This window comes from Streptomyces sp. NRRL F-2580, from assembly GCF_000720115.1.
In the GTDB taxonomy this organism is placed as follows: Bacteria; Actinomycetota; Actinomycetes; order Streptomycetales; family Streptomycetaceae; genus Streptomyces.
Map to the genome: position 1 here is coordinate 1 of NZ_JOIR01000014.1, position 21163 is coordinate 21163.

Consider the following 21163-nt stretch of genomic DNA (forward strand, 5'->3'; position numbering starts at 1 on the left):
CGTCGGCAGCGTCAGATGTGTATAAGAGACAGCCCCCACTCCGGGTGACCTGAAGCTGGCCGACCCCGGCCCGCAGACCTGCAAGTTCAACCAGTCCTGCACCATCCAGCTCACCGCCACCGGCGGCAAGCCCGCCTACCGGTACGCGGCCACCGGCCTGCCCTGGGGCCTGTCCGTCGACGCCGGCTCGGGACGCGTCTCCGGCAAGCCCTGGGGCAGCGGCACGGTACAGATCACGGCGACGGCCACCGACTCCACCGGTGCCACCGTCACCGCCGCGTTCCCGCTCACCGTCAACTGGTTCTAGACCGGGGCATACGCCCCGGCCGCTCCCGAGGAGGCATCCGTGTACCTGTCGACCAGCCGGGCCGCGGACATCGCCGGGGACACCCCGGCGCCGAAGGGCCCCCTGCGGGCCGTCCCCGGCACGGTGTTCGCGCTCGGACTGGTCAGCCTGGTCACGGACGTCTCCGCGGAGATGGTCACCGCCGTCCTGCCGCTGTACCTGATGGCCGGGCTCGGCATGTCGCCGCTCGCGTTCGGCGCCCTGGACGGGCTCCACCAGGGCGCCACCGCGCTGCTGCGCCTCGCGGGCGGCCGGATCGCAGACCGCACCCACCGCCGCAAGCTCGTCGCGGGCACCGGCTACGCGCTCTCCGCCGTCTGCAAGGCGGCCCTGCTCGCCGTCACCACCCCCTGGTCGGTCGCGGCGGTGCTGGCCGCCGACCGGACCGGCAAGGGGCTGCGCACCGCGCCGCGCGACGCGCTGATCTCGCTCTCCGTTCCGCCCGAGGAGCAGGGCCGTGCCTTCGGGGTGCACCGCGCGCTGGACACGGCGGGCGCGCTGCTGGGGCCGCTGGCCGCGTTCGGGGTGCTGTGGGTGGCGGTGGACGGGTACGAGGCCGTGTTCACCGTGAGCTGCTGCATCGCGGTGCTGGGGGTGGTGATGCTGGCGCTCTTCGTACGGGAGGCCCCTGCCCCCGCGCCCGTCCCGGCCGCGGCGTCACCTCGGGCTCCGCTGCCTGCCGTACGCACCCTCCTGCGGCTCCCCGGCCTGCGGCGGCTGTGCCTGACCGCCGCCGTGCTCGGCCTGTTCACCATCGGCGATGCCTTCCTCTACCTGCTGCTCCAGCGCCGGCTCGACCTGTCGGCCGCGTACTTCCCGCTGCTGCCCGTCGGCACGGCGGCCGTGTTCCTGCTGGCCGCGCTGCCCGTGGGCCGGCTCGCCGACCGGCTGGGCCGCCGCCGGGTCTTCCTCGGCGGGCACGCGCTGCTGCTCGGCGCCTGCCTGCTGCTCCTGGCCCCGGTGCCGGCCGGGGCGCCGCTGGTCGCCGGCGTGCTCGCCCTGCTCGGTCTGTTCTACGCGGCCACCGACGGCGTACTGATGGCCGCCGCCGGGCCGCTGCTCCCGGCCGAGCTGCGCACCACGGGGCTCGCGGCGCTGCAGACCGCGCAGGCACTGGCCCGGTTCGCGGGTTCCCTGCTCTTCGGCGCGGCCTGGACCCTGTGGGGGCCGGGCCGGGCCCTGGGACTCGCGGCGGGCGGGCTGCTGCTGTCCCTGGCGGCGGTCGCCGTGTCCGGCGGGCGGAGGGCGGGGCGGTCGTCGTAGGGTCGGTCCGTGCCTGAAACACAGCGGACTCTCGAAGGCAGGGTGGCCCTCGTGGCCGGGGCGACGCGCGGTGCGGGCCGCGGCATCGCGGTCCAACTGGGCGCGCGGGGCGCGACGGTGTACGTGTCCGGGCGGAGCACCCGCGGCAAGCGTTCGGAGTACGACCGGCCCGAGACCATCGAGGAGACCGCCGAGCTGGTGACCGCGGCGGGCGGCCGCGGGATCGCGGTGGTCGCCGACCACCTGGTGCCGGCCGAGGTCGAGGCGCTGGTGGGGCGGATCGACACCGAGCAGGGGCGTCTCGACGTCCTGGTCAACGACATCTGGGGCGGCGAGCTCCTCTTCGAGTGGGACAGCACGGTCTGGGAGCACGACCTGGACAAGGGGCTGCGGCTGATGCGCCTCGCGGTGGAGACCCACGCCGTCACCAGCCATTTCGCGCTGCCGCTGCTGCTGCGGGAACCGGGCGGGCTGGTGGTGGAGATGACGGACGGCACCGCCGAGTACAACGCGGCCCACTACCGGGTGTCCTTCTTCTACGACATCGCCAAGTCCTCGGTCCTGCGCATGGCCTTCGCGCTGGGACACGAGCTCGGACCGCGCGGGGCCACGGCGGTGGCGCTGACCCCGGGCTGGCTGCGCTCGGAGATGATGCTCGACAACTTCGGGGTGACGGAGGAGAACTGGCGGGACGCGCTGACGAAGGTCCCGCACTTCGCCATCTCCGAGACCCCGTCGTACGTGGGCCGGGCGGTCGCGGCCCTCGCCACCGATCCGGAGGTCGCGCGTTGGAACGGCCGGTCCCTCTCCAGCGGACAGCTCGCGCGGGAGTACGGCTTCACCGACCTCGACGGCAGCCGGCCGGACTGCTGGCGCTACATGGTCGAGGTGCAGGACCCCGGCCGCCCGGCGGACACCACCGGCTACCGCTAGAGGTGTCCTGCCGGTCGGCGGCGGCCGATATGGCGTCGGCCCACACCTCACCGCAGTCCACTGTGGTGACCGTGGACATGGGATGTCCGGCGATGCGTCTCTAGCGTTCCGGCCATGACGAGCCAATCTCACGCAGCCCCCGGACCTTTCGCGCACGGTGCCGGCGGCGTGGACCTTTCTGGGCGCACGGCCATGGTGACCGGTGGCGGCAGCGGTATCGGACGTGCCTGCGCGCGGGCGCTGGCGGACGCCGGCGCCCTGGTGCACGTGGTGGACCTCGACTCCGGGGCGGCCGGGGCCGTGGCCGAGGCGGTCGGCGGCCGCCCGCACGCCGTGGACCTCGCCGACGCCGAGGCGGTGCGTGCACTCCCGGACGAGGTCGACATCCTGGTCAACAGCGCCGGGCTGCAGCACGTGGCGGCCATCGAGGACTTCCCGCCGGCCCGGTTCGAAGTGATCCAGAAGGTGATGGTCACCGCGCCGTTCCTGCTCATCCGGCAGTGCCTCCCGTACATGTACGGGGCCGGCTGGGGGCGCGTGGTGAACATCTCCAGTGTGCACGGCCTGCGCGCCAGCCCCTTCAAGTCCGCCTACGTCGCGGCCAAGCACGGCCTGGAGGGGCTGAGCAAGGTGGCCGCCCTCGAAGGGGCCCCGCACGGGGTGACCAGCAACTGCGTCAACCCCGGCTACGTACGCACCCCTCTGGTCGAGCACCAGATCACCTCGCAGGCCGCCGCCCACGGCATCGCACCCGAGGACGTGGTCACGGACGTGATGCTGGAACGCGCCGCGATCAAGCGGCTGATCGAGCCGGAGGAGGTGGCCGCGGTGGCGGTGTGGCTCTGCGGTCCGCTCACCGGCTACATCACCGGCGCGTCGATCCCTGTCGACGGCGGCTGGGGCGCGCACTGAGCATCCGCTCCTCCCACACCGTCTATAACAAATCTTGACCGTCCAGTAACGGGGAGAATATCCGGTTTGACCAAGAGCGCGGGTGCTTTAATGATCTAGCTGCCATGAAGCGAAATCGCTTCTGCCGATTGACCGTCGGCACGGGGGGCAGCGAAGAATACCGCGCGTTCAGGGAGAGTTCGGGCCTCGGTCCGACTTGGGGGTGACGTGTTTCGCCATGCCGCTTGAGCGGCCGTCTTGGCGAGCGCGTCCGACGTCTTTTTGTGTTGCGTCAATTCCCCTCGGTCCATCACGCTTTCCACTTCCACTGAATGCGTCCAGGGGGCAGTTCAGTGACGTCTCACACGCGGGCGATTTGCGTCTCGTGCTTAGCACCCCCTTCTTCGAGGCTCCCCGAGACGGCTCGAAACCTCTCAACGAACATTCGGGGACCCCTCTCTTGAAACACGCAAGACGAACACGCTCGTCCCTGGCGGCCGTCGTGGCCTGCGCCGCCCTGACGGGCGGACTGCTCCAGGCCACACCCGCGATCGCCGCGCCGAAACCGAAACCCGGCTCCACCGCGCCACCGACGGCACCGGGCCCTGTCGAGGATCCGGGCAAGAAGCTCGGCAACGACTGGAACACCAGTCCCGACCGCGCGGTGACCGCCGCCGCGGACACCGACGGCCTGCGCATCCTCGTCGCCGACAGCAACCAGGCGTACGCCTGGAAGACCGTGGCCACCCTGTCCGAACCGGCCGTGCCGGCGGACTCGTGGATCGGCAACCAGTGCGTGATGGACCGCGAGCACGCCGCCGTCGTCTACGCGCCCCGCGGCTTCACGAACAAGCCCGACCTGATGCAGGGCGGCGCGTTCACCGCCATCGTCAACCTCGCCACGGGGCAGGTGACGAAGCTGCCGTTCACCGCGTCGCTGGCCTACTTCGACCCGTCCTGCAACACGACGACCCACACGGCCGCGTTCACCGCCTTCCGGGACATGAACGACCCCGAGAGCACGCGCACGCGCGTGCTCACCGTGGACACCTCCGGGAAGACCACGAGCACGGCCGCGGCGAAGGGACAGATAACCAGCGCGGTCCCGGTGCAGGACGGCACGGTCGCCGCACTCGGCAGCCGCCTGGTCCACCTCGACGGCTCGGGCACGGTCAAGAACCTCGCCGACGCGGACAGCGTCCCGTTCGACATCCGGCCCGCCGCCGACGGGAAGATCGCCTTCGTCGACCGCAAGGACGAATCCACGCTGAACGCGAAGGTGTTCACCGGTCAGGGCAAGCCGGCCGCCATCGCCTCGGGCAAGCTCGGCGACCTCGACCTCGTGCAGGGCGAGGCGGGCCGGGTGTTCCTCACCGGCCACCCCACCGACACCCCCGCCACGGCGGGAACCGGGGTCACCCGCGTCGACGCCCCGGCCGACACCGACGTGTCCTCCCACGGCCGGCTGGCCGTCGAGCCGGTCCTCACCGCCGGCATCCGTGCCGGCCTGGACCGCGTCAAGAACGCCGGCAAGGACTTCACCAAGGCCGAGGAACCCGTTCCGCAAACCGCCGCCACCGCCGGTGACCAGCCGGTGACGGTCACCAGTACCGCGACCGCCACCGGGACGAAGCTCACGCAGAGCGTGCGCCAGGAGGCCGCCGACGGTTCCGGGACCACGTCGTCCCCGTCCCTCGGCGCGGCCGTCGGGACACCGGCCAAGGCTCCCGCGTCGCCCGGTACCGGCACCGGACCGCAGGCCCAGCCGATGCGAGGTACCGCGGCCGCGGCAGGGGGATCGAACGACCCCACGGACGGCGACCGCTGGTGCTCCGTCTCCCGCAACGACGTCAAGGTGCAGGCGCTGCAGCCGACCCCCAACCAGGTCGAATGGGCCGTCGACATGGCCGTGCGCGGCAACCTGCGCGCGAACTACATCCGGCAGGGCGGCTACCGCAACCAGGCCGGCCTGCTCAGCGTCGACCCGCAGGGCCTGTTCCCGCCGCCGGCGCTGAACGGCGGGGGCAAGATCCCCGCCAACGTGCTCCTCGGCATCATGGCCCAGGAGTCGAACCTGTGGCAGGCCGAGTCGGGTGCGATCCCCGGCCAGATGGGCAGCCCGCTGGCCGCCGTGGACGGCTACTACGGCCACAAGGCCGACCCCAACAACCCGGCCGCCTACTGGCAGATCAACTGGGACAAGTCCGACTGCGGCTACGGCGTCGGCCAGGTCACCGACGGCATGCGGCTGGCCGGCCACGAGAAGGACAAGGAGACCAGCCTCTCCCCCGCCCTCCAGAAGCTCGTCGCGGTCGACTACGCGTCGAACATCGCCGCCTCCATGAAGATCCTCGCCGACAAGTGGAACGAGGTCCACACCGAGGGGCAGAAGGTCACCGTCAACAACGACGATCCGTCCCTGGTGGAGAACTGGTTCACCGCCGTGTGGAACTACAACCTCGGCTTCAACCCGCCGTCGGAAGCGTCGCAGCACGGCGGACACTGGGGCCTCGGCTGGTACAACAACCCGGCCAACCCGCTCTACAAGAAGAGCTGGGGCCACCCGTTCATGAACACCGACGTGGACGGTGCGGAGGCGAACAAGGACGCGGCGCATCCGCAGGACTGGCCGTACGAGGCGAAGGTGATGGGCTGGGCCGCCTGGTCCGTCGACACCGGCTTCTCCTACGCCACCTCGGGCCGTCAGGACTGGCCCGGCGAGTCCGGGTTCTCCTCGGCCGGATTCCGTCCGGCCTGGTGGAACACCATCGCCGACCGCGCAGCCGTCTCGCCGCCGCTCGACACCTTCTGCAACAGCAAGAACAACTGCAACCCGAAGACCCCGCCCAACTGCCCGGACGCGGAGTGCTACGCGCAGTACTGGTGGAACCAGCCCAACACGACGTGGAAGGACAACTGCGCCAGCAGTTGCGGCCACGAGTCCATCAAGTACCAGACGCTCGTCTCGGAGCCGGGGCGAGGCTACCGTCTCAAGTCCGGCCAGCCGGTCTGCGACAAGGCGCCGTCCGGAGCCAAGATCGTCGCCTCCGTCCCCGACGGCACCGAATCATGGGGAGACTGCGGCAAGATCTCATCGGCGGGCAGCTTCCAGTTCGGGTTCAACCCCGGCACGGAGGGCCGCTACCAGGCGAAGGCGGACCTGCACCAGGTGGGCGGCGGCTACGGCGGCCACTACTGGTACACCCACACCCGTGACGCGGCCCATTTCGGCGGCCCCGGCGGCTACATGACCATCAACGGCACGTGGACCCTCGGCCAGAGCCTCAACTGGGCGCGCGTCCTGGTCCACCTGCCCGACACCGGCGCCCAGACCCGGCAGGCCGCCTACACCGTGCAGGGCTCGGACAGCAGCAGCAAGCAGAGGGTCGTGCTCCAGCGGGCCGGCGGCTGGGTCAGCCTCGGCGTGTTCCACTTCACCGGCACCCCGCAGGTCGAACTGTCGAACACGACGTCGGACGGCAAGGCCGACGAGGACATCGCCTGGGGTGCGGTCGCCTTCCAGCCCCTCGCGGGCAAGCCGGCCAACTCCGTCACCGCGATGGGCGACTCCTACTCCTCGGGTGAAGGGGCCACCGCGCCGGGCGGCGCGGACCTGTACCCGGAGAGCGACCGCTTCGACAAGCTGAACGAGAACGGCATCGACAAGTGCCACCGGTCCAAGCTGGCCTGGTCGCGGCAGGCGAAGCTCCCGGGCTACTCGACCTCGATCGGAGCCATGGCCGACGGCCTCGACCCGCAGATGGACTACCACTTCGTGGCGTGCTCCGGAGCACGCACCTTCAACATCCTCGCCAACGGCCAGTCCAGCGAGGTGGCACAGATCAACGCCGGATACCTGGACCAGAACACCAGCCTGGTGACCCTCAGCGTCGGCGGCAACGACGCCCGCTTCACCGACATCATGAAGAAGTGCATCGACATCCCGATCCCGTCTCTGTCCACGTGCCCGGCCGCGGAACTGGAGAACATCGATCCCGCCACCGGCGCCAAGACAGGCGGTTCCACGGGTGCCCTGAGGGACTGGGCGCCGAAGTGGCTGCACGACTCGGTACGGCCGCAGATCGTCAAGACGCTGAACGCCATTCACGCCAAGGCGCCGAACGCGAAGGTCGTCCTCATGGGCTACCCGCGCCTGGTGGAGAAGGACCACGGCTGCCTTCCCGGTGCCTACGAGGACGGCGAAGCCGAATGGATCCGCACGGTGGCCGACGGTCTCGCAACCGAGATGAAGGGGGCGACCCAGGATGCCGGAACGTGGGCGGTCTTCTCCGACCCGCGGAAGAACTTCGACACCAAGGCCATCTGCGGCAACCCCGAGAGCATTCACGGCATCGTGATGACCGGTCGGGAGCAGGCGGACGCCGAGCTTCCGAACCCGTCCATGCAGTCCTTCCATCCCAAGCCCGCGGGGGCTCGTATCTACGCGGACACCCTGGAACAGACCCTCAACGGAAAGTGACGAGCAACTGATGCGGGGGCCTGAGTACGTGTACTCAGGCCCCCGGCCATGGATACGGAAAGGCTGTAGGCATGAACACACACACCACGGAGCCCCGGCCCGTCGTACCGGGAGCGCTCGCAGCGGCCGTCACCGGTGCGGTTCTGGCCTACGGTGCCGTGCGCTTCTTCTCCTGGGTCGAGCAGCAGAACGCCCGGGCGTGCGAGACGACGGACGGCCTCTGCTGGACCTGGTGGGACTGGGCGGCCGTCCCCCTCGCCCTGACCACTGCCCTGGTCGTCCTGATGACCGTCTACAAGCGGCTGGGCATCGGGGCCCGACTCGCCATCGCCGTGCCGACGGTCCTGCTCGCGGTGTTCCCCCTGGCCGCCGCCCGCACGGACTTCGGCTGGTGGGCCGCCGCCCTCGCGGGCGGGGCGTGGGCGGGCTGTCTCGCACTGGCCGCGTGGGACCGCTACCGGATCCCCGGGCTCTCGGCCGCGGCCGTACTCCTCCTCGCCTCGCTCGTCGTGCTGTACCGCTGACCCCCACGGCGGCGGCGCGGCATCACCGTCCTGCCGTGGGGTGCGGGCATCCCGGGAGCTCCGGCCGGTCCTTCGTGCGGACGACGGGCAGCCAGGCCGTGGGAGGTACGGACCCGCGCGGGAGGCGGACGCGGAACCAGCGGGTCGACTGCAGGTCCTCCTCGTTGATGACGGGCTGCCCGTCGGGCAGCTGACACTCGGCGGCGAGGACGTCGCCGTGCCACACCCGGGTCGGTACGACGTTGTCCGCGGCGTACGGCCGCAGGGGATCGACCGCCAGCCCCAGACTGCACTGCGGGTCGCGGTCGGCCCGCTCCTGGCAGCCCCGCTCCGCGTTGAACACCCGGACCGTGCCCGCGGTCGCGCCCGCCCGGCCGAGCAGGGCGGACGAGCCCTCCCGTACCGCGTCCGACCACAACGTCGCGCCGGCGATCCCGCACAGCGCGGTGGCGAGGACGACGGCGCGGGCCCGGCGGCCCCGCGGCCGCCCCACCCCCGCTCCCGCCTCGCGCGTGCCCTGTTCGGCGGCGATGCGGGCGAGCAGGCTCTCGGCGGTGTGCGGGGCGCGCGCCGCGTGGGTCGGGGCGAGGCAGTCGGCGGCCAGGGCGCGCCAGAACGGCGGCACGGCGTGGTCCATGCGCAGCGGTGCGCGCCCCTCGCCGTACTCCTGGACGGCGGCGCCCCGCGCCATGGGGGTGGCCCCGACGAACGGGGAGGCACCGGACGCGAAGACCTCGTGGATGACGATGCCCAGGGCCCAGATGTCGGCGGTCGGCCGGACCTGCACGCCGAGTTCCCCGAGGGGCGCCCGCCAGCGCTCGGGCGGGAGGTAGTCCAGGGTGCCCATGGGGGGCGCGTACCCGTGCGTGCCCGTCATCTCGGTGGCGAGCCCGAAGTCCGAGAGCCTCACGGAGCGGTCGGCGCCCAGCAGGACGTTCTCCGGCTTGAGATCGGCGTGGACCCAGCCCGACCGGTGGAGATGGGCGAGTCCCTCGCAGATGCCGGTGATCAGCCGGGCCCGGTCGGCATCGGCCACCCCCGCGTCGAGGAGCTCGCGCAGGCTGCCCGCGGCCCGCTCCATGACCAGCACGATCGCGCCGTCCAGGGAGGGTCGGTCCGGTGCGGCGAGGACGAAGGAGTCCAGCAGGCCGATCAGCCGGGGATGGCCGGCCCTGCGCCCGAGTTCGACCTCGCGGCGGGCCGATTCCACGATCCTGCGTGCCTGGCGCGGTGCGAACCCGGCGGTCGGCATGATCTTGAGCGCGACCTCGGCGGGTCCCGAAGCCCGGCCCGCGGGGGCCCCGCCGCTGCCGTCCGGGTGTCCGTCGGCCGGCCGTGCCGCGTAGACCGTGGACCAGCCGCCGGCCCCGATCACCTCGGTGATCGTCCAGTCCCGTACCCGGTAGCCGGGCGGGAGCAGCTCCCCGCGTTCGCATTCGGTGGTGTCGCGCAGGCCGTGCGGCGGCGTCATCGCGCGGTCTGCCGCTCCCGCCCGCCGGCCCCCGTCAGGGGCGGCAGCAGCGTGAGGTGCTCCTCCCGTACGAGTCCGAACCGCAGCGCGAGCCCGACGATCTCCTCCCGCTTGCCGTTGCGGCGCTCGCTCTTGCCGGGTTCGCGGAGGTCCGGGCCCCCGATGCGCAGTTTCTCCTCGGCGAGGTAGTCGATGTGCGAGCTGATCGCACGCGCGGTCAGCGTGCCGCCGGTGACGTGCCCCTTGAGCCGCTCGACGATCTGGGGGGTGGTGGGGACCGCGACGCGGGACTGGTCGCGCAGGCGCGGTTCGCAGAGCGCGACGAGGACGAGGAAGTACGCGGCCGTCTCGTCCAGGGAGTACGCGGTGACCGTGAGGCGGCCCCAGGGGGCGCCGATGGCGTCCGGGTCCAGGTAGACGTGGTCGGGCGCGAACACCTGGAAGGACACGCCGACGTCGCCGCGGGTGGGCAGCACCACGCGCGAGAACTCGAACGGGACCGGCGCCCCGACCCGTCTCGGCGCGACCCTGAGGTACTCCCCGGCTCCCTCCGGGTTCTCCACCAGGTAGCTGTGGGTGGTGCTGTGGTTCGTCAGCTGCCAGTGGTCGTCGGTCACGCGGATCTCCCCGGCGAGCCGGGAGATGGCCGCGTCGGCGAGGCGGAGCTCGACGGGGGTCGTCGCGGAACCCCGTCCGAAGCGGGCGACCTCGCCCGGGCCGAGGCGTAACGTCACCGCCTCACCGTACGGTTCGCCGCCGTCGGTGCCACCGCATCCCTGCGGGAGATGGACGACCACGCCGCTCACCGCGCCCCCTGTTCCACGCGTCGTACCGGTCCGACGAGTGGAACAATACTCATCTCCCGAGGGAGTTCAGGGGCGCACTTCGGCCACTTCGGGCGGGGTCGCCGGCGGGGGCGGACCACCCGCCCCGGCTGCCCCGGAAGGCTCCCGAAAGGCCCCTTCCCAGAGGGTTCCCCGGGCTCGGACGCCCCCTCCCGATCCGGGCGGGGTGGGGAACGTCACCGTGCTCGGGGGGATCGCGGCTGCGCCGGACCGCCCGCCCGTCCCTTTCACCTGGCTTTCACTTGGCGAGATCCGCACTCCGTTCAGAAAGCGGGAGCGCCTGACACCACCGGTGCGACCGTGCGGTCGCCGAAGGCCGTCCACGGCCGCCACCCGCCGCTCGGCCGGTCCTGGACGCGGGTGCGCACGCGGCCCCCGGCGGTGACGGCGAAGACGTGCGTCCGCCCGGTGGAGTCGAGCGCGGCCGTGGGCGTGGCGGCGAGCCTGATGCCGGGCTCGCCGAACTCCCCGCCGGGAGCCCAGCCACCGCCCGGGGTGGTCTGCCAGCGGTGGCCGAGCCGGGCGCCGCCGGGCGCCAGGGAGAACGCCTCCAGACGGCCGTCGGCGTTGGCGGCGAACGCCGGGGCGGCGGCGCTCCAGCCGGACAGGGGCAGCCACTCGTCCCAGCCGCCGCTCGGCACCGACTGCCGCCGGGAGAAGGTCCCCATGCCCGAGGGTCCGATCGCCGCGACGGTGAGCCGGCCGCTGCCGTCCGGGGCCACCCGCGGTGCGGCGCCGGCCGTGGTACCGAAGCGCTGCCAGGCGTCGCTCCAGGCACCGCCCGGGGTCTCCTGCCACCGGTGGTGGATCCCCGCGCCGCCGGGCGAGAGGGCGAACACCTCCAGCCGCCCGTCGGCGTTCGCCGCGACCACCGGCGGAGCGCCCGCGGCCCCGCCGAACCCGGGCTCCCACGGGTCCCAGGCCAGGGATCCCGGTGAACCCTGCCGACGCCGGGCGACGGAGGCGCCGCCGGGACTGAGGGCGAACGCCTCCAGCCGGCCGCCGGCGTCGCGGGCGACGGCGGGTGCCGCGCCGGCCGGGCCGCCGAACTCCTCCCACTCGTACCAGCCGCCGTCCGGCCGCTGCACCCGGTGGTGCAGGTTGACGCCCTCCGGGGCGAGCGAGAACACCTCCAGCCGGCCGCCGGCGTTGCGGCCGAGCGTGGGGACCGCACCGGCCGGCCCTCCGAAGGCCTCCCACGGCGACCAGGTGTCGGTGTCCGGGTCGAGCTGGACGCGCCGCAGCATCGAACGGTCGGAGGCGTCGAGCGCGAACACCGTCAGGCGGCCGCCGACGTCGAGTCCGGCCACCGGGTTGTCCGGGCTCTGCCACGGCGGTGGGGTGTCCCGCCAGTGCAGGGGCGCCACGTGCAGCCCGTTGCGGAACCAGCCCGCGGCGCTGGCGTACCACGCCTCCCCGTCGGCGACCACCTCCACGGCGTGACCGGCCACATGGCCCGCGTAGCCGGCGAGGTCGAAGCGGAACGGGTCCCGGGACGCCAGCACGTCCGTGCCCTCGTAGCCGTTGCGGGGCCCGATGAACAGGTAGTACCAGCCGTCCCGTTCGACGACGTACGGCGACTCGGTGACCGAGACGGTCGTGTCCGTCGTCGCGTCGGTGAAGGCGACGCCCGGCTCGCTCCAGTGCAGCAGATCGGCGGACCGCCGGTGGGCCACGACGTGGTGGCCGCCCGCGCCCGACAGTTCGGTGTAGTACATGACCCACTCGCCGCCGACCCGCAGCACCATCGGGTCGCGCGCCGCGAGCCCGCGGAACAGCGGGCCGGACGGCTCGCGCGTCCAGGTGAACAGGTCGGCCGACGTGGCCAGACTGATCGCGGCACCGGTGCGGCCGCCCGCCGCGTAGAACATCCAGAACCTGCCGCCCGCCTCGACGACGTGGGGCGCCCACAGGTGTTCCTCGCCGAAATAGGACGGGTCGAGGGTCAGCGCGTCGGCGTGGGTGGTCCACGGCCCGTTCGGGCTCGGCGCGGAGGCGTGGGCGAAGGAGATCTCCCCCGTGCTGTCCGGGGACTCTCCGCGCGGCGCGCTGTCACCGACGATGCTGAACAGGTGCCAGCGGCCCCGGGCCTTGAGCAGGGTGTGGTCGTTGAGGTAGCGCGGGCCGTTGGCGGTCGACGGGTCGTAGACGTACGCGAAGGGGCCCGCGCCGATCCACCGAGGGGGCGGCACGGCGTCGGCGGCGCCGGCCGCGGCCCGGCCGGCGTCCAGGAACGGGAGTGCGGCCGCCCCGGCGGCACCCTTCAGCAGGTTCCGTCGGCTGATCGGAGGCATGAGTCTCTCCAGAGGGGACCGTGTCGCCGGCCGTGCCCGTGCGGGCACGGCCGACCACGGGTCGGGTGTGGGGCGGTCGGGAGGCGGGTCAGTCGAGGCCGGGGCCGGCGGTGTCGCTCAGCCAGCTCCACTCGGACCAGGTGGAGAAGCCGGTCTGCCACTTGTGGTGGACGCCGGCGCGGCTCGTGCCGAAGATCTCGATCCGCCCGTCGGCGTTGGCGGCCGCGGTGACCTCGGTTCCGCCGCCGCCGAAGGCGGACCATTCGCCGTAGGGCGCGTTGACGGCGCGCTGCCACATGTGCATCGCCGTAGTGCCGTTGACGGCGAAGACCTCGACCCGGCCGTCCGGGGTGTGCTCGCTGGTGAGCTGCGCGTCCGCGGGCCCGCCGGTCGGTTCCCACTCGGACCAGCTGCTGGGACTGGTCTGGTACTTGTGGAACACACCGGCCGGGCCGGAGGCGAAGACCTCCAGTCGGCCGTCGGCGTTGTGGGCGGCGGTGAGGTCACGGCCGCCACCGCCGAAGCCGTCCCACGGGGTCCAGCCGCCGTTGGGGTCCGTCTGGTACTTGTGCTGGAAGCTGTCGCGGCCCAGGGCGAACACCTCCAGACGTCCGTCAGGGGACTTCTCCATCTCCACGCGGCTGTCGGCGGGGCCACCGCCGGTGGGTTCCCACTCCGACCACCCGCCGCTGGGGGCGGTCTGGTACCGGTGGAAGAGACCGGCCGGGCCGGAGGCGTACACCTCGATGCGGCCGTCGGCGTTCACACCGGCCGCGGTGTCGCGTCCGCCGCCGCCGAAGTTCTCCCAGTTCGACCAACCGCCGGAGGGAGCGAGCTGCCAGCGGTGCTGGAAGGTGGCGCCGCTCAGGGCGAACATCTCCAGACGGCCGTCGGCATTGGGCGCGATCGCCAGTTCGGCGTTGCCCGGCCCGCCCAGCGGCTCCCAGGCCGACCAGTTGCCGTTCACTTCCTGCTGCCAGGCGTGGTGCACACCGTCGGCGCCGGCGGCGAACACCTCGAGGCGGCCGTCCGCCGACCGGGCCGACACCACCCGGCCCGACTCCGCCGGATACACCAGCGGCTTGGGACGCGGACCGCTGCCGGGGACGCAGGGCAGCACGACGCCGCGCTCCGCGAGATAGGCCTCGGGGTCGATGCCGTACGAGGTGGACTGGTCCCCCCAGATCCGCAGATGGAGGTGGGGGCCGGTGGAGTTGCCCTCGGCGCCCATGAGGGCGATCTGCTGGCCGGCCGCGACGTGGTCGCCGACGAAGACGTCGCGCCGGGACATGTGCCCGTATTCGGAGATCCTGCCGTCGGGGTGCAGGATGCGGATCCACTGGCCGTAGTCGCCGGTGTACCCGGAGATCGTCACCTCGCCGTCGCCGACGGCGTAGATCGGCGTACCGACGTCGTTGGCGATGTCCACGCCGTTGTGGCCGCTGTGGAAGTGCTGCGACACGATGCCGCCGGCCGGGCACGCGGCCGCCGCGAGGCCCGTGGTCCGGGCCTCGGCGGGCATCGGGGCCGCCAGCGACGACAGCAGGGCGGCCGTGGCGGCCGTGGCCGCGAGGACGCAGGTCAGTGCGCGTCGGGAGAGTCGGGGAAGCACGCCGGTCACGCCTTGCGCAGCCGGTCGACGATGCCGTCGATGTCGCGCTGCATCATGTCGTGGCGGATGAAGTGCCCGCCGGGCAGCTCGTACCACTCGTGCGGGATCCCCGCGTTCCCGAGGAGGGAGCGGAACTCCCGCTGGCCCGCGAGCACCTGGGTCTCGTTGGCCGTGTCGAACCAGTTGATGGGATCGGGGCTGGTGCCGGCGACGAGGAAGACCCGCTTGTTGCGGTAGCTCTCGATGCGCTGCACCGGGTTGTCCGCGCTCACCCGGGCCTCGTCCCACAGCGGCGCCCCGTAGACGGTGCCGCCGTTCAGGTCCAGGAGCGCGGAGGAGGCGTTGGCCCAGTGGACCACGAGGCCGTTGTCGCGGCGCAGGCTCGCCGGGCCGGAGTGGGCGCTGACCGAGGCGAAGTGGCCCCAGTACTTGGCGGCGTACTTCAGGGCGCCGAACCCGCCCATCGAGAATCCGGACACGGCCCGGCCGTCGTACTCCGCGTACGTGCGGAAGTTCGCGTCGACCCACGGGATCAGCTGCTCGATGTGGAAGTGCTCCCAGTTGCGCGGGCCGGCGTTGGAGTTCACGGGGTTGGAGTACCAGCCCGCGTGGCCGCCGTCGGGCATCACGACGATGAGCGGCTTGCCCGCCGTCCAGGCGCGGATGCCCTCGCGGTCGAAGGTGATGAAGTCCTGGTCGGTGCCGCCCCCGTGGAAGAGGTAGAGCACGGGGTACGTGCGTCCGCTCCAGTGGTAGTCGTCGGGGAGGAGCACGTTGACGGCGGGGTTCCAGCCGATCGCCCCCGTCTGGAACCGGTAGTACCACATGCGGGCGTCGACCTCGCCGCGCTCGACGATGTGCAGGCCGAAGCCGTCGCCGACGGCCGAGGCAGCCGACGCGGCGGCGAGGACACCGGCACCGCCCATGGCCAGCGCGGCCGAGAGGCCGCCGGCGGTCTTGAGGATGCTCCTGCGGCTGGGGTGCTGCGCGCTCAATGTGACCTCCTGGTCGGGAGTCTGACGATGCGTCGGGGATCGCGGGCCGGCCTGCCGATCCGGCCGACACCGTCGTCACGTTAGGACCGGGCCCACCGGGCGGGGCATCCGGAACGATCCGGAGTGACACGCCGGTTCCGTCGCCCTTTCATCGAGGTGCTCCACGACAGAAGGGAAGACAATGGCGATGGATGGTTTACGTCGCGCGTTCGCAAGACTGGCTTTCGTGGCCGGTACATGGGCGTTGGTCATCGGCATGACCGCTCCGGTCGCCCTCGCCGCACACCCGCCCGTTCCGGGCCCGGGCGATGACCGGTTCGGCGTCTCCCACTACTTCGGCGGCCCGCAGGGTCTCGCCATCCCGACCGTGCCGTGTGATCCGGCCGGTCCGTCGGCCGCCGACGCCATCATGGCCGACCAGCTCAACCCGCAGTTGCACGCGAAGATGGCCGGCTACATGAACGCCTACAAGGTGTCGTGCGCGCGGATGGTCACCCAGGCGGTGAAGGACCGGGGGCTCAACCAGCGGGCGGCGGCCATCGCCATCGCCACGGTCATCGTGGAGACCAGCATCAACAACTACTCCCAGGCCGTCGACCACACCAGCCTCGGGCTGTTCCAGCAGCAGGACTGGTGGGGTACCCGGGAGGAGCGGCTGAACCCGGCGTACGCCACCAACGCCTTCTTCGACCGGGTGGACCAGCTGTATCCGGGCGGCTCGTGGAACAACGAGGCGATCGGCGAGGTGTGCTGGCACGTCCAGCAGCCGAGGGAGGACCTGCGCGGCCTGTACGAGGTCGAGGCGGCCGACGCGATCGTCATCGCCAACGCGCTGTGGTCCGGTACGGGCGGCGGCCCCAGGCATCCGTACGCCTCGGGCCGGGTGGTGTCGGGGCGGTCCGCGGACGGACGGCTGGAGGCCTTCGCGGCCGGCGCCGACGGCGTGTACCACTCGTGGCAGACGGCGGTGAACGGCGGCTGGTCGCAGTGGCGGTTCGAGGGCGGCCCGCGGGACGCGCAGCTGGCCGTGGCGTCCAACGCGGACGGCCGGCTGGAGGTGTTCGCGCTGTCGGGCAGCACCTTCGACCACATGTGGCAGACCGCGCCCGCCGGAGGCTGGTCCGCCTGGGCGAACTTCGGCGGCGGCGGGTACCGGCTGACCGCGGGGAACAACGCCGACGGGCGCATCGAGGTGTTCGCGTCCAACGCCAACGGCGTGTTCCACCGCTGGCAGACCGCGCCCAGCGGCGGTTGGGCCGAGTGGGAGGGGGCCGGCGGCGGCCCGGCCAACGCCCGGCTCGCCATGGAGAGCGCACCCGACGGGCGCCTTGAGGTGTTCGCGCTCTCGGACGCGACGTTCGAGCACCTGTACCAGACCGGGGTCAACGGCGGCTGGTCCGCCTGGGAGAACTTCGGCGGCGGCGGACGCGACCTGGCCACCAGCCACAACCAGGACGGCAGGCTGGAAGTGTTCGCTTCGAACGCCAACGGTGTCTTCCACCGCTGGCAGACCAGCCCGAGCTCGTGGTCGGAATGGGCCGGCATGGGCGGGATCCCCCACGCCGAGCTGACCGTCTCGCGGTCGGCCGACGGCCGGGTCGAGGTGTTCGCGATCAACGCCAGCACCGCGAGCCACGCCTGGCAGACCCGTCCGAACGCGCCGTACTCGGAGTGGGAGACCTTCGGTGGCGGCGGCACCGAGATAGGGGCGGCCAACAACGCCGACGGCCGCATCGAGGTGTTCGCCACCAGCCACGCCGGCGTCTTCCACCGGTGGCAGACCGGCTTCGCCACCTGGTCGGAGTGGGGCTGGCTGAACGATGCCGGCCCCGCGGTCAACTAGGGCCACGCCCCCGTCACCGCCGGGGCCGTGGACCTGGCTCCGGCCGGGTCGAGCCCCCGGCGCCAAGGGCCTGTCCGCGCTGGTCGGGCCGCGGAGCGCTCCGCCTGCGCGCGGAGCGGGCGAGCGTACTCCTCGGCGCGTGAGTGCCCTCGGCCGACGGCACCGCCTGTCGCCGCAGGCGGTGGGCGCTCACCGCCGTTTGGAGAGAGGGTCCCGGGGCACACGGCGTAGCACCACGAGGTCACACCGGGAGGGCTCATGTCCGGACTACTCGCAAGGATCAAGCAGTTCAGCCGCACCCCGAAGGGGCAGCGGACGATCGCATCAGTGCGGCGCGCGGCTTCCGACCCGCGCAGGCAGGAGCAGGCCCGAGGGATGCTCAGGCGCCTTCGAGGCAACCGCTGACCCCAGGCGGTGTTCGAAGAACGCCAGGATGCGGACGCGGGGGGCGGGCACGGAGTCATCGACCGTGCCCGTCCCGGGCAGGACGGCTGGGTATCAGTCCGCTGAAGTATCCTTCCGGCCACCGCACACCGCCTCGGAGGACCAAGAGAATTGACCGGCCTGTCTGCTTTCCCGCTGCCTTTCCATGCGTCCCGTTCCATATCCTTCGCGACACCCCGAACGCTGCGGGAACTGCAGATGATGCAGTGCAGTTCGCACATTCGGGCGAAGCCCGGGTGGTTCGACAAGATGAACGATGCCGAGATCGTCGCCAGATGGACGCAGGAAGCGGTCGCCCAGGGGCTCACCGAGGCGCAAGTTCGTTACGTGCTCGCCGAACTCGTGCATTACGCCGCGCTGCGGGACGGGCGAACCGGCGTCGAGGTGTCCGCCGTCGACGGGGTGTGGCAGTCGGACACACTGATCGACGACAAGCTCAGATCCCGGCTGCGTGAGGCGGTTCACGTTCTGGAGCAGGTCCCCGAAGCAGAACAGGACTGGCACCCCGGATCCGACGGCCAGGTGCTGGATCTGGTTCATCCCTCACTGTTCTGCCTGGTGAGAGAGGCGAGTGGCGCGCCCGAGCAGGCGTGGCAGAACCCGACGGACCGCTATTCGCGGTACGAGTTCTCGGAGAAGTTCCAGTGGCTGCCCACGGACGTCGACGTCAGCGACGAGGGCGACGTCACCTTCCGTTCGTACGTCAACAACGTCCACCCCGAAATTCACCACGAACTGCTCTCCGTCCTCCCGGACGTGTTCGCGCGGCTGCGCCCGCTGCTGGAAAACGTGCTCACCGATCTGCGTCATCCGCGGCCCCTGCGGATCGAGGCCGATCCCTACGGGTGGTACGACTCGGAGCCGGAGTATCCGGGCAAGTCCTCGTACAGCGATTCCGAGGCCTACGCAGAAGCCCTTCGTACGTGGGAACGCGCGCAGGACGACTGGTGGGAGAACCGCCGCCCGGTCGTCCCTGACGCGCCGGCCTTCACCCCGCCCGAGGTGCCCGGTCCTTCCGACCGCGTCGACCTGCGCGGCCGCCGCCTCCAGGTCATCGTCAAGCTCGCCACCATCCATCTCACCCCGGACAAGCCCGAGTACCCCGGCGGTTCCTGGCACGTGGAGGGCATGCTGAACGAGCGGATCGTCTCGACCGGCATCTACTACTGGGACAGCGAGAACATCACCGAAAGCCGGCTGAGTTTCCGGGCGGCGCTCGACGACCCGAACTACGAACAGAACGACGACAACGGACTGCGTGAGGTCTACGGCCTGGAGGACGAAGACGCGCTGAACCAGATGCTGGGATCGACATCGACCCCGGCGGGCCGCTGCCTGGCGTTCCCGAACATCCTGCAACACCGCGTCAGCCCATTCGGCCTCACGGACGCCACCCGCCCGGGACATCGCAAGATTCTCGCGTTCTTCCTGGTCGATCCGTCGGAAAGGATCGTCTCGACCTCCGATGTCCCACCGCAACAACCATGGTCCGACACCTCGACCATGACGCTCGAGCAGGCACGGAACTACCGCGAACAGCTCATGCGGGAACGCAAGTTCTTCGTCGACGAACACAACGAGCAGCTCTACGAGCGAGAATTCTCCCTCTGCGAGCACTGAGCCTGATTCCTCCTGACTTCATGCGGGTCGGGGGGTGCGGACGGCCCGGACGATGACGTCCGGGCCGTTCGGCCGCCCTCGCACGTGTGGCGGCTGGGCACACAGAAGGACGTCTGAATGTGTTGGGCCGGCACATATGCCGCTGACCTGGGGACTTCTACGTTGTGGCGACACCGATCGTCCCCGCAGACCCCCCTGGAAGTGGTGTTCATGGCCTCCCCCGAGACCGCTCCCCCGACCGCCGGATCCATCAAGAGAATCGTCGCCGCCAGTCTCGTCGGGACCACCGTCGAGTGGTACGACTTCTTCCTCTACGGCTCGGCCGCCGCGCTGGTGTTCAACACGCTCTTCTTCCCCTCCAGCGACCCGCTGGTGGGAACCCTGCTGGCCTTCCTGACGTACGCGGTCGGGTTCGCGGCCCGGCCGCTCGGCGGTGTGGTCTTCGGCCACTTCGGCGACCGGATCGGCCGCAAGAAGCTGCTGGTGCTCAGCCTGCTGATGATGGGCGGGGCCACCTTCGCGATGGGCCTGCTGCCGACCCATGCCTCCATAGGCGTCGGCGCGCCCGTCCTGCTGACCGTGCTGCGGCTGGTCCAGGGCTTCGCCCTGGGCGGCGAATGGGGCGGCGCCGTTCTGCTGGTGTCCGAGCACGGCGGTGACAAGAGCCGCGGCTTCTGGGCCTCCTGGCCGCAGGCCGGCGCTCCCGGCGGCAACCTGCTCGCCACCGGTGTCCTGGCGCTGCTCGCCGCGGTCCAGTCCGACGAGGCCTTCCTCGCCTGGGGCTGGCGCGTCCCGTTCCTGCTCTCCGGCGTCCTGGTCGTCATCGGCCTGTGGATCCGCATCTCGGTCACCGAGTCCCCGGTCTTCCTGGAAGCCCGCGAGAAGGCCGCCGAGCAGGCGGCGGCCGGCCTCAAGGACGAGCCGCCGGTCGTCGAGGTGTTCCGCAGGAGTTGGCGGGAGGTGCTCACCGCGATGGGCACGCGCTTCGGCGAGAACATCTCGTACTACGTCCTCACTGCGTTCCTGCTGGTCTACGTCACCGTCCACCTCCAGCTCCCCAAGAGCGAGGCGCTCAACGCGGTGCTGATCGGCTCCGCGGTCCACTTCGTCACGATCCCGATGTGGGGGGCGCTCTCGGACCGGCTCGGCCGCCGCCCGGTGACCCTGATCGGCGCGCTCGGCATGGCCGGCTGGGCGTTCGCCTTCTTCGCCCTGCTGGATTCCCGGTCCTTCCCCGCCATCGCCTTCGCGGTCACCGTCGGCCTGCTGTTCCACGGCGCGATGTACGGCCCGCAGGCCGCCTTCATCTCCGAGATGTTCGACACCAGGGTCCGCTACTCCGGCGCCTCGATGGGCTCCCAGCTCGCCTCCATCGTCGGCGGAGCGCTCGCCCCGATCATCGCGGTGGAGCTGCTGAAGGAGTACGGGACCTCCACCCCGGTCTCCCTCTACGTCTGCCTCGCGGCGCTCGTCACCGCCGTGACCGTCTGGGTGGCGCAGGAAACCCGCGGCCGCGACCTGGCCGTGGACGGCAGGCCGTCCTCCGCCGCCGAACGGGGCCAGAGCCTGCGGGACTCCGAGCCGCTCAGCAGGTGATCCCCG

The 21163-nt window shown here is 71.7% G+C and carries 14 protein-coding genes; 9 read left to right on the forward strand and 5 right to left on the reverse strand.

Translation table 11 applies throughout. The features are described from left to right. The first annotated feature begins 55 nt into the window (after positions 1 to 55). The 6 genes from IF88_RS43630 to IF88_RS0117480 all read left to right on the forward strand — a co-directional run bounded on the left by IF88_RS43630 (position 56) and on the right by IF88_RS0117480 (position 8437). Complete coding sequence (locus IF88_RS43630) at positions 56 to 307, forward strand: putative Ig domain-containing protein (RefSeq protein ID WP_267884494.1); 252 nt, start codon at positions 56 to 58, stop codon at positions 305 to 307. Positions 308 to 346: 39 nt separating this feature from the next. Beyond that, entirely contained in the window at positions 347 to 1609 is a 1263-nt protein-coding gene (locus IF88_RS0117460; RefSeq protein WP_030712476.1) for an MFS transporter, read from the forward strand. A gap of 9 nt (positions 1610 to 1618) precedes the next feature. Next, on the forward strand, positions 1619 to 2542 hold the full coding sequence (locus tag IF88_RS0117465) for an SDR family oxidoreductase (protein WP_030712478.1): 924 nt from the start codon (positions 1619 to 1621) through the stop codon (positions 2540 to 2542). A gap of 114 nt (positions 2543 to 2656) precedes the next feature. Next, the gene (locus IF88_RS0117470; protein WP_037806196.1) at positions 2657 to 3454 is read left to right on the forward strand and encodes a 3-hydroxybutyrate dehydrogenase; all 798 of its coding nucleotides are present in this window, start codon (positions 2657 to 2659) and stop codon (positions 3452 to 3454) included. A 439-nt stretch (positions 3455 to 3893) separates the two neighbouring features. After that, entirely contained in the window at positions 3894 to 7913 is a 4020-nt protein-coding gene (locus tag IF88_RS0117475) for an SGNH/GDSL hydrolase family protein (protein ID WP_234323572.1), read from the forward strand. A gap of 71 nt (positions 7914 to 7984) precedes the next feature. Then, complete coding sequence (locus tag IF88_RS0117480; protein ID WP_030712487.1) at positions 7985 to 8437, forward strand: hypothetical protein; 453 nt, start codon at positions 7985 to 7987, stop codon at positions 8435 to 8437. A gap of 22 nt (positions 8438 to 8459) precedes the next feature. Here IF88_RS0117480 and IF88_RS0117485 read toward each other — a convergent pair whose 3' ends face one another. The 5 genes from IF88_RS0117485 to IF88_RS0117505 form a co-directional block, all read right to left on the reverse strand. Then, positions 8460 to 9908, reverse strand: a complete 1449-nt coding sequence (locus IF88_RS0117485; RefSeq protein WP_030712490.1) for a serine/threonine-protein kinase — start codon at positions 9906 to 9908, stop codon at positions 8460 to 8462. Further along, complete coding sequence (locus tag IF88_RS0117490; protein WP_030712493.1) at positions 9905 to 10714, reverse strand: hypothetical protein; 810 nt, start codon at positions 10712 to 10714, stop codon at positions 9905 to 9907. Before IF88_RS0117490 ends, IF88_RS0117485 begins: the two co-directional genes overlap by 4 nt. Positions 10715 to 11016: 302 nt before the next feature. Further along, positions 11017 to 13047, reverse strand: a complete 2031-nt coding sequence (locus IF88_RS0117495; RefSeq protein ID WP_030712496.1) for a family 43 glycosylhydrolase — start codon at positions 13045 to 13047, stop codon at positions 11017 to 11019. A gap of 88 nt (positions 13048 to 13135) precedes the next feature. Then, the gene (locus IF88_RS0117500) at positions 13136 to 14659 is read right to left on the reverse strand and encodes a peptidoglycan DD-metalloendopeptidase family protein (RefSeq protein WP_030712499.1); all 1524 of its coding nucleotides are present in this window, start codon (positions 14657 to 14659) and stop codon (positions 13136 to 13138) included. 5 nt (positions 14660 to 14664) lie between these two features. Next, on the reverse strand, positions 14665 to 15585 hold the full coding sequence (locus IF88_RS0117505) for an alpha/beta hydrolase (RefSeq protein WP_420710987.1): 921 nt from the start codon (positions 15583 to 15585) through the stop codon (positions 14665 to 14667). A 250-nt stretch (positions 15586 to 15835) separates the two neighbouring features. Between IF88_RS0117505 and IF88_RS0117510 the strand changes: the two genes are divergently transcribed. From IF88_RS0117510 to IF88_RS0117520, 3 genes are all read left to right on the forward strand, one after another. Continuing rightward, entirely contained in the window at positions 15836 to 17497 is a 1662-nt protein-coding gene (locus IF88_RS0117510) for a hypothetical protein (protein ID WP_030712503.1), read from the forward strand. A gap of 555 nt (positions 17498 to 18052) precedes the next feature. After that, positions 18053 to 19561 (forward strand): DUF4246 domain-containing protein, encoded by a 1509-nt coding sequence (locus IF88_RS0117515; RefSeq protein ID WP_030712506.1) that lies wholly within the window; start codon positions 18053 to 18055, stop codon positions 19559 to 19561. Positions 19562 to 19771: 210 nt separating this feature from the next. Next, positions 19772 to 21157: an MFS transporter gene (locus tag IF88_RS0117520; RefSeq protein ID WP_030712509.1), complete on the forward strand. Its 1386-nt coding sequence runs from the start codon at positions 19772 to 19774 to the stop codon at positions 21155 to 21157. The last annotated feature ends 6 nt before the right edge of the window (positions 21158 to 21163 follow it).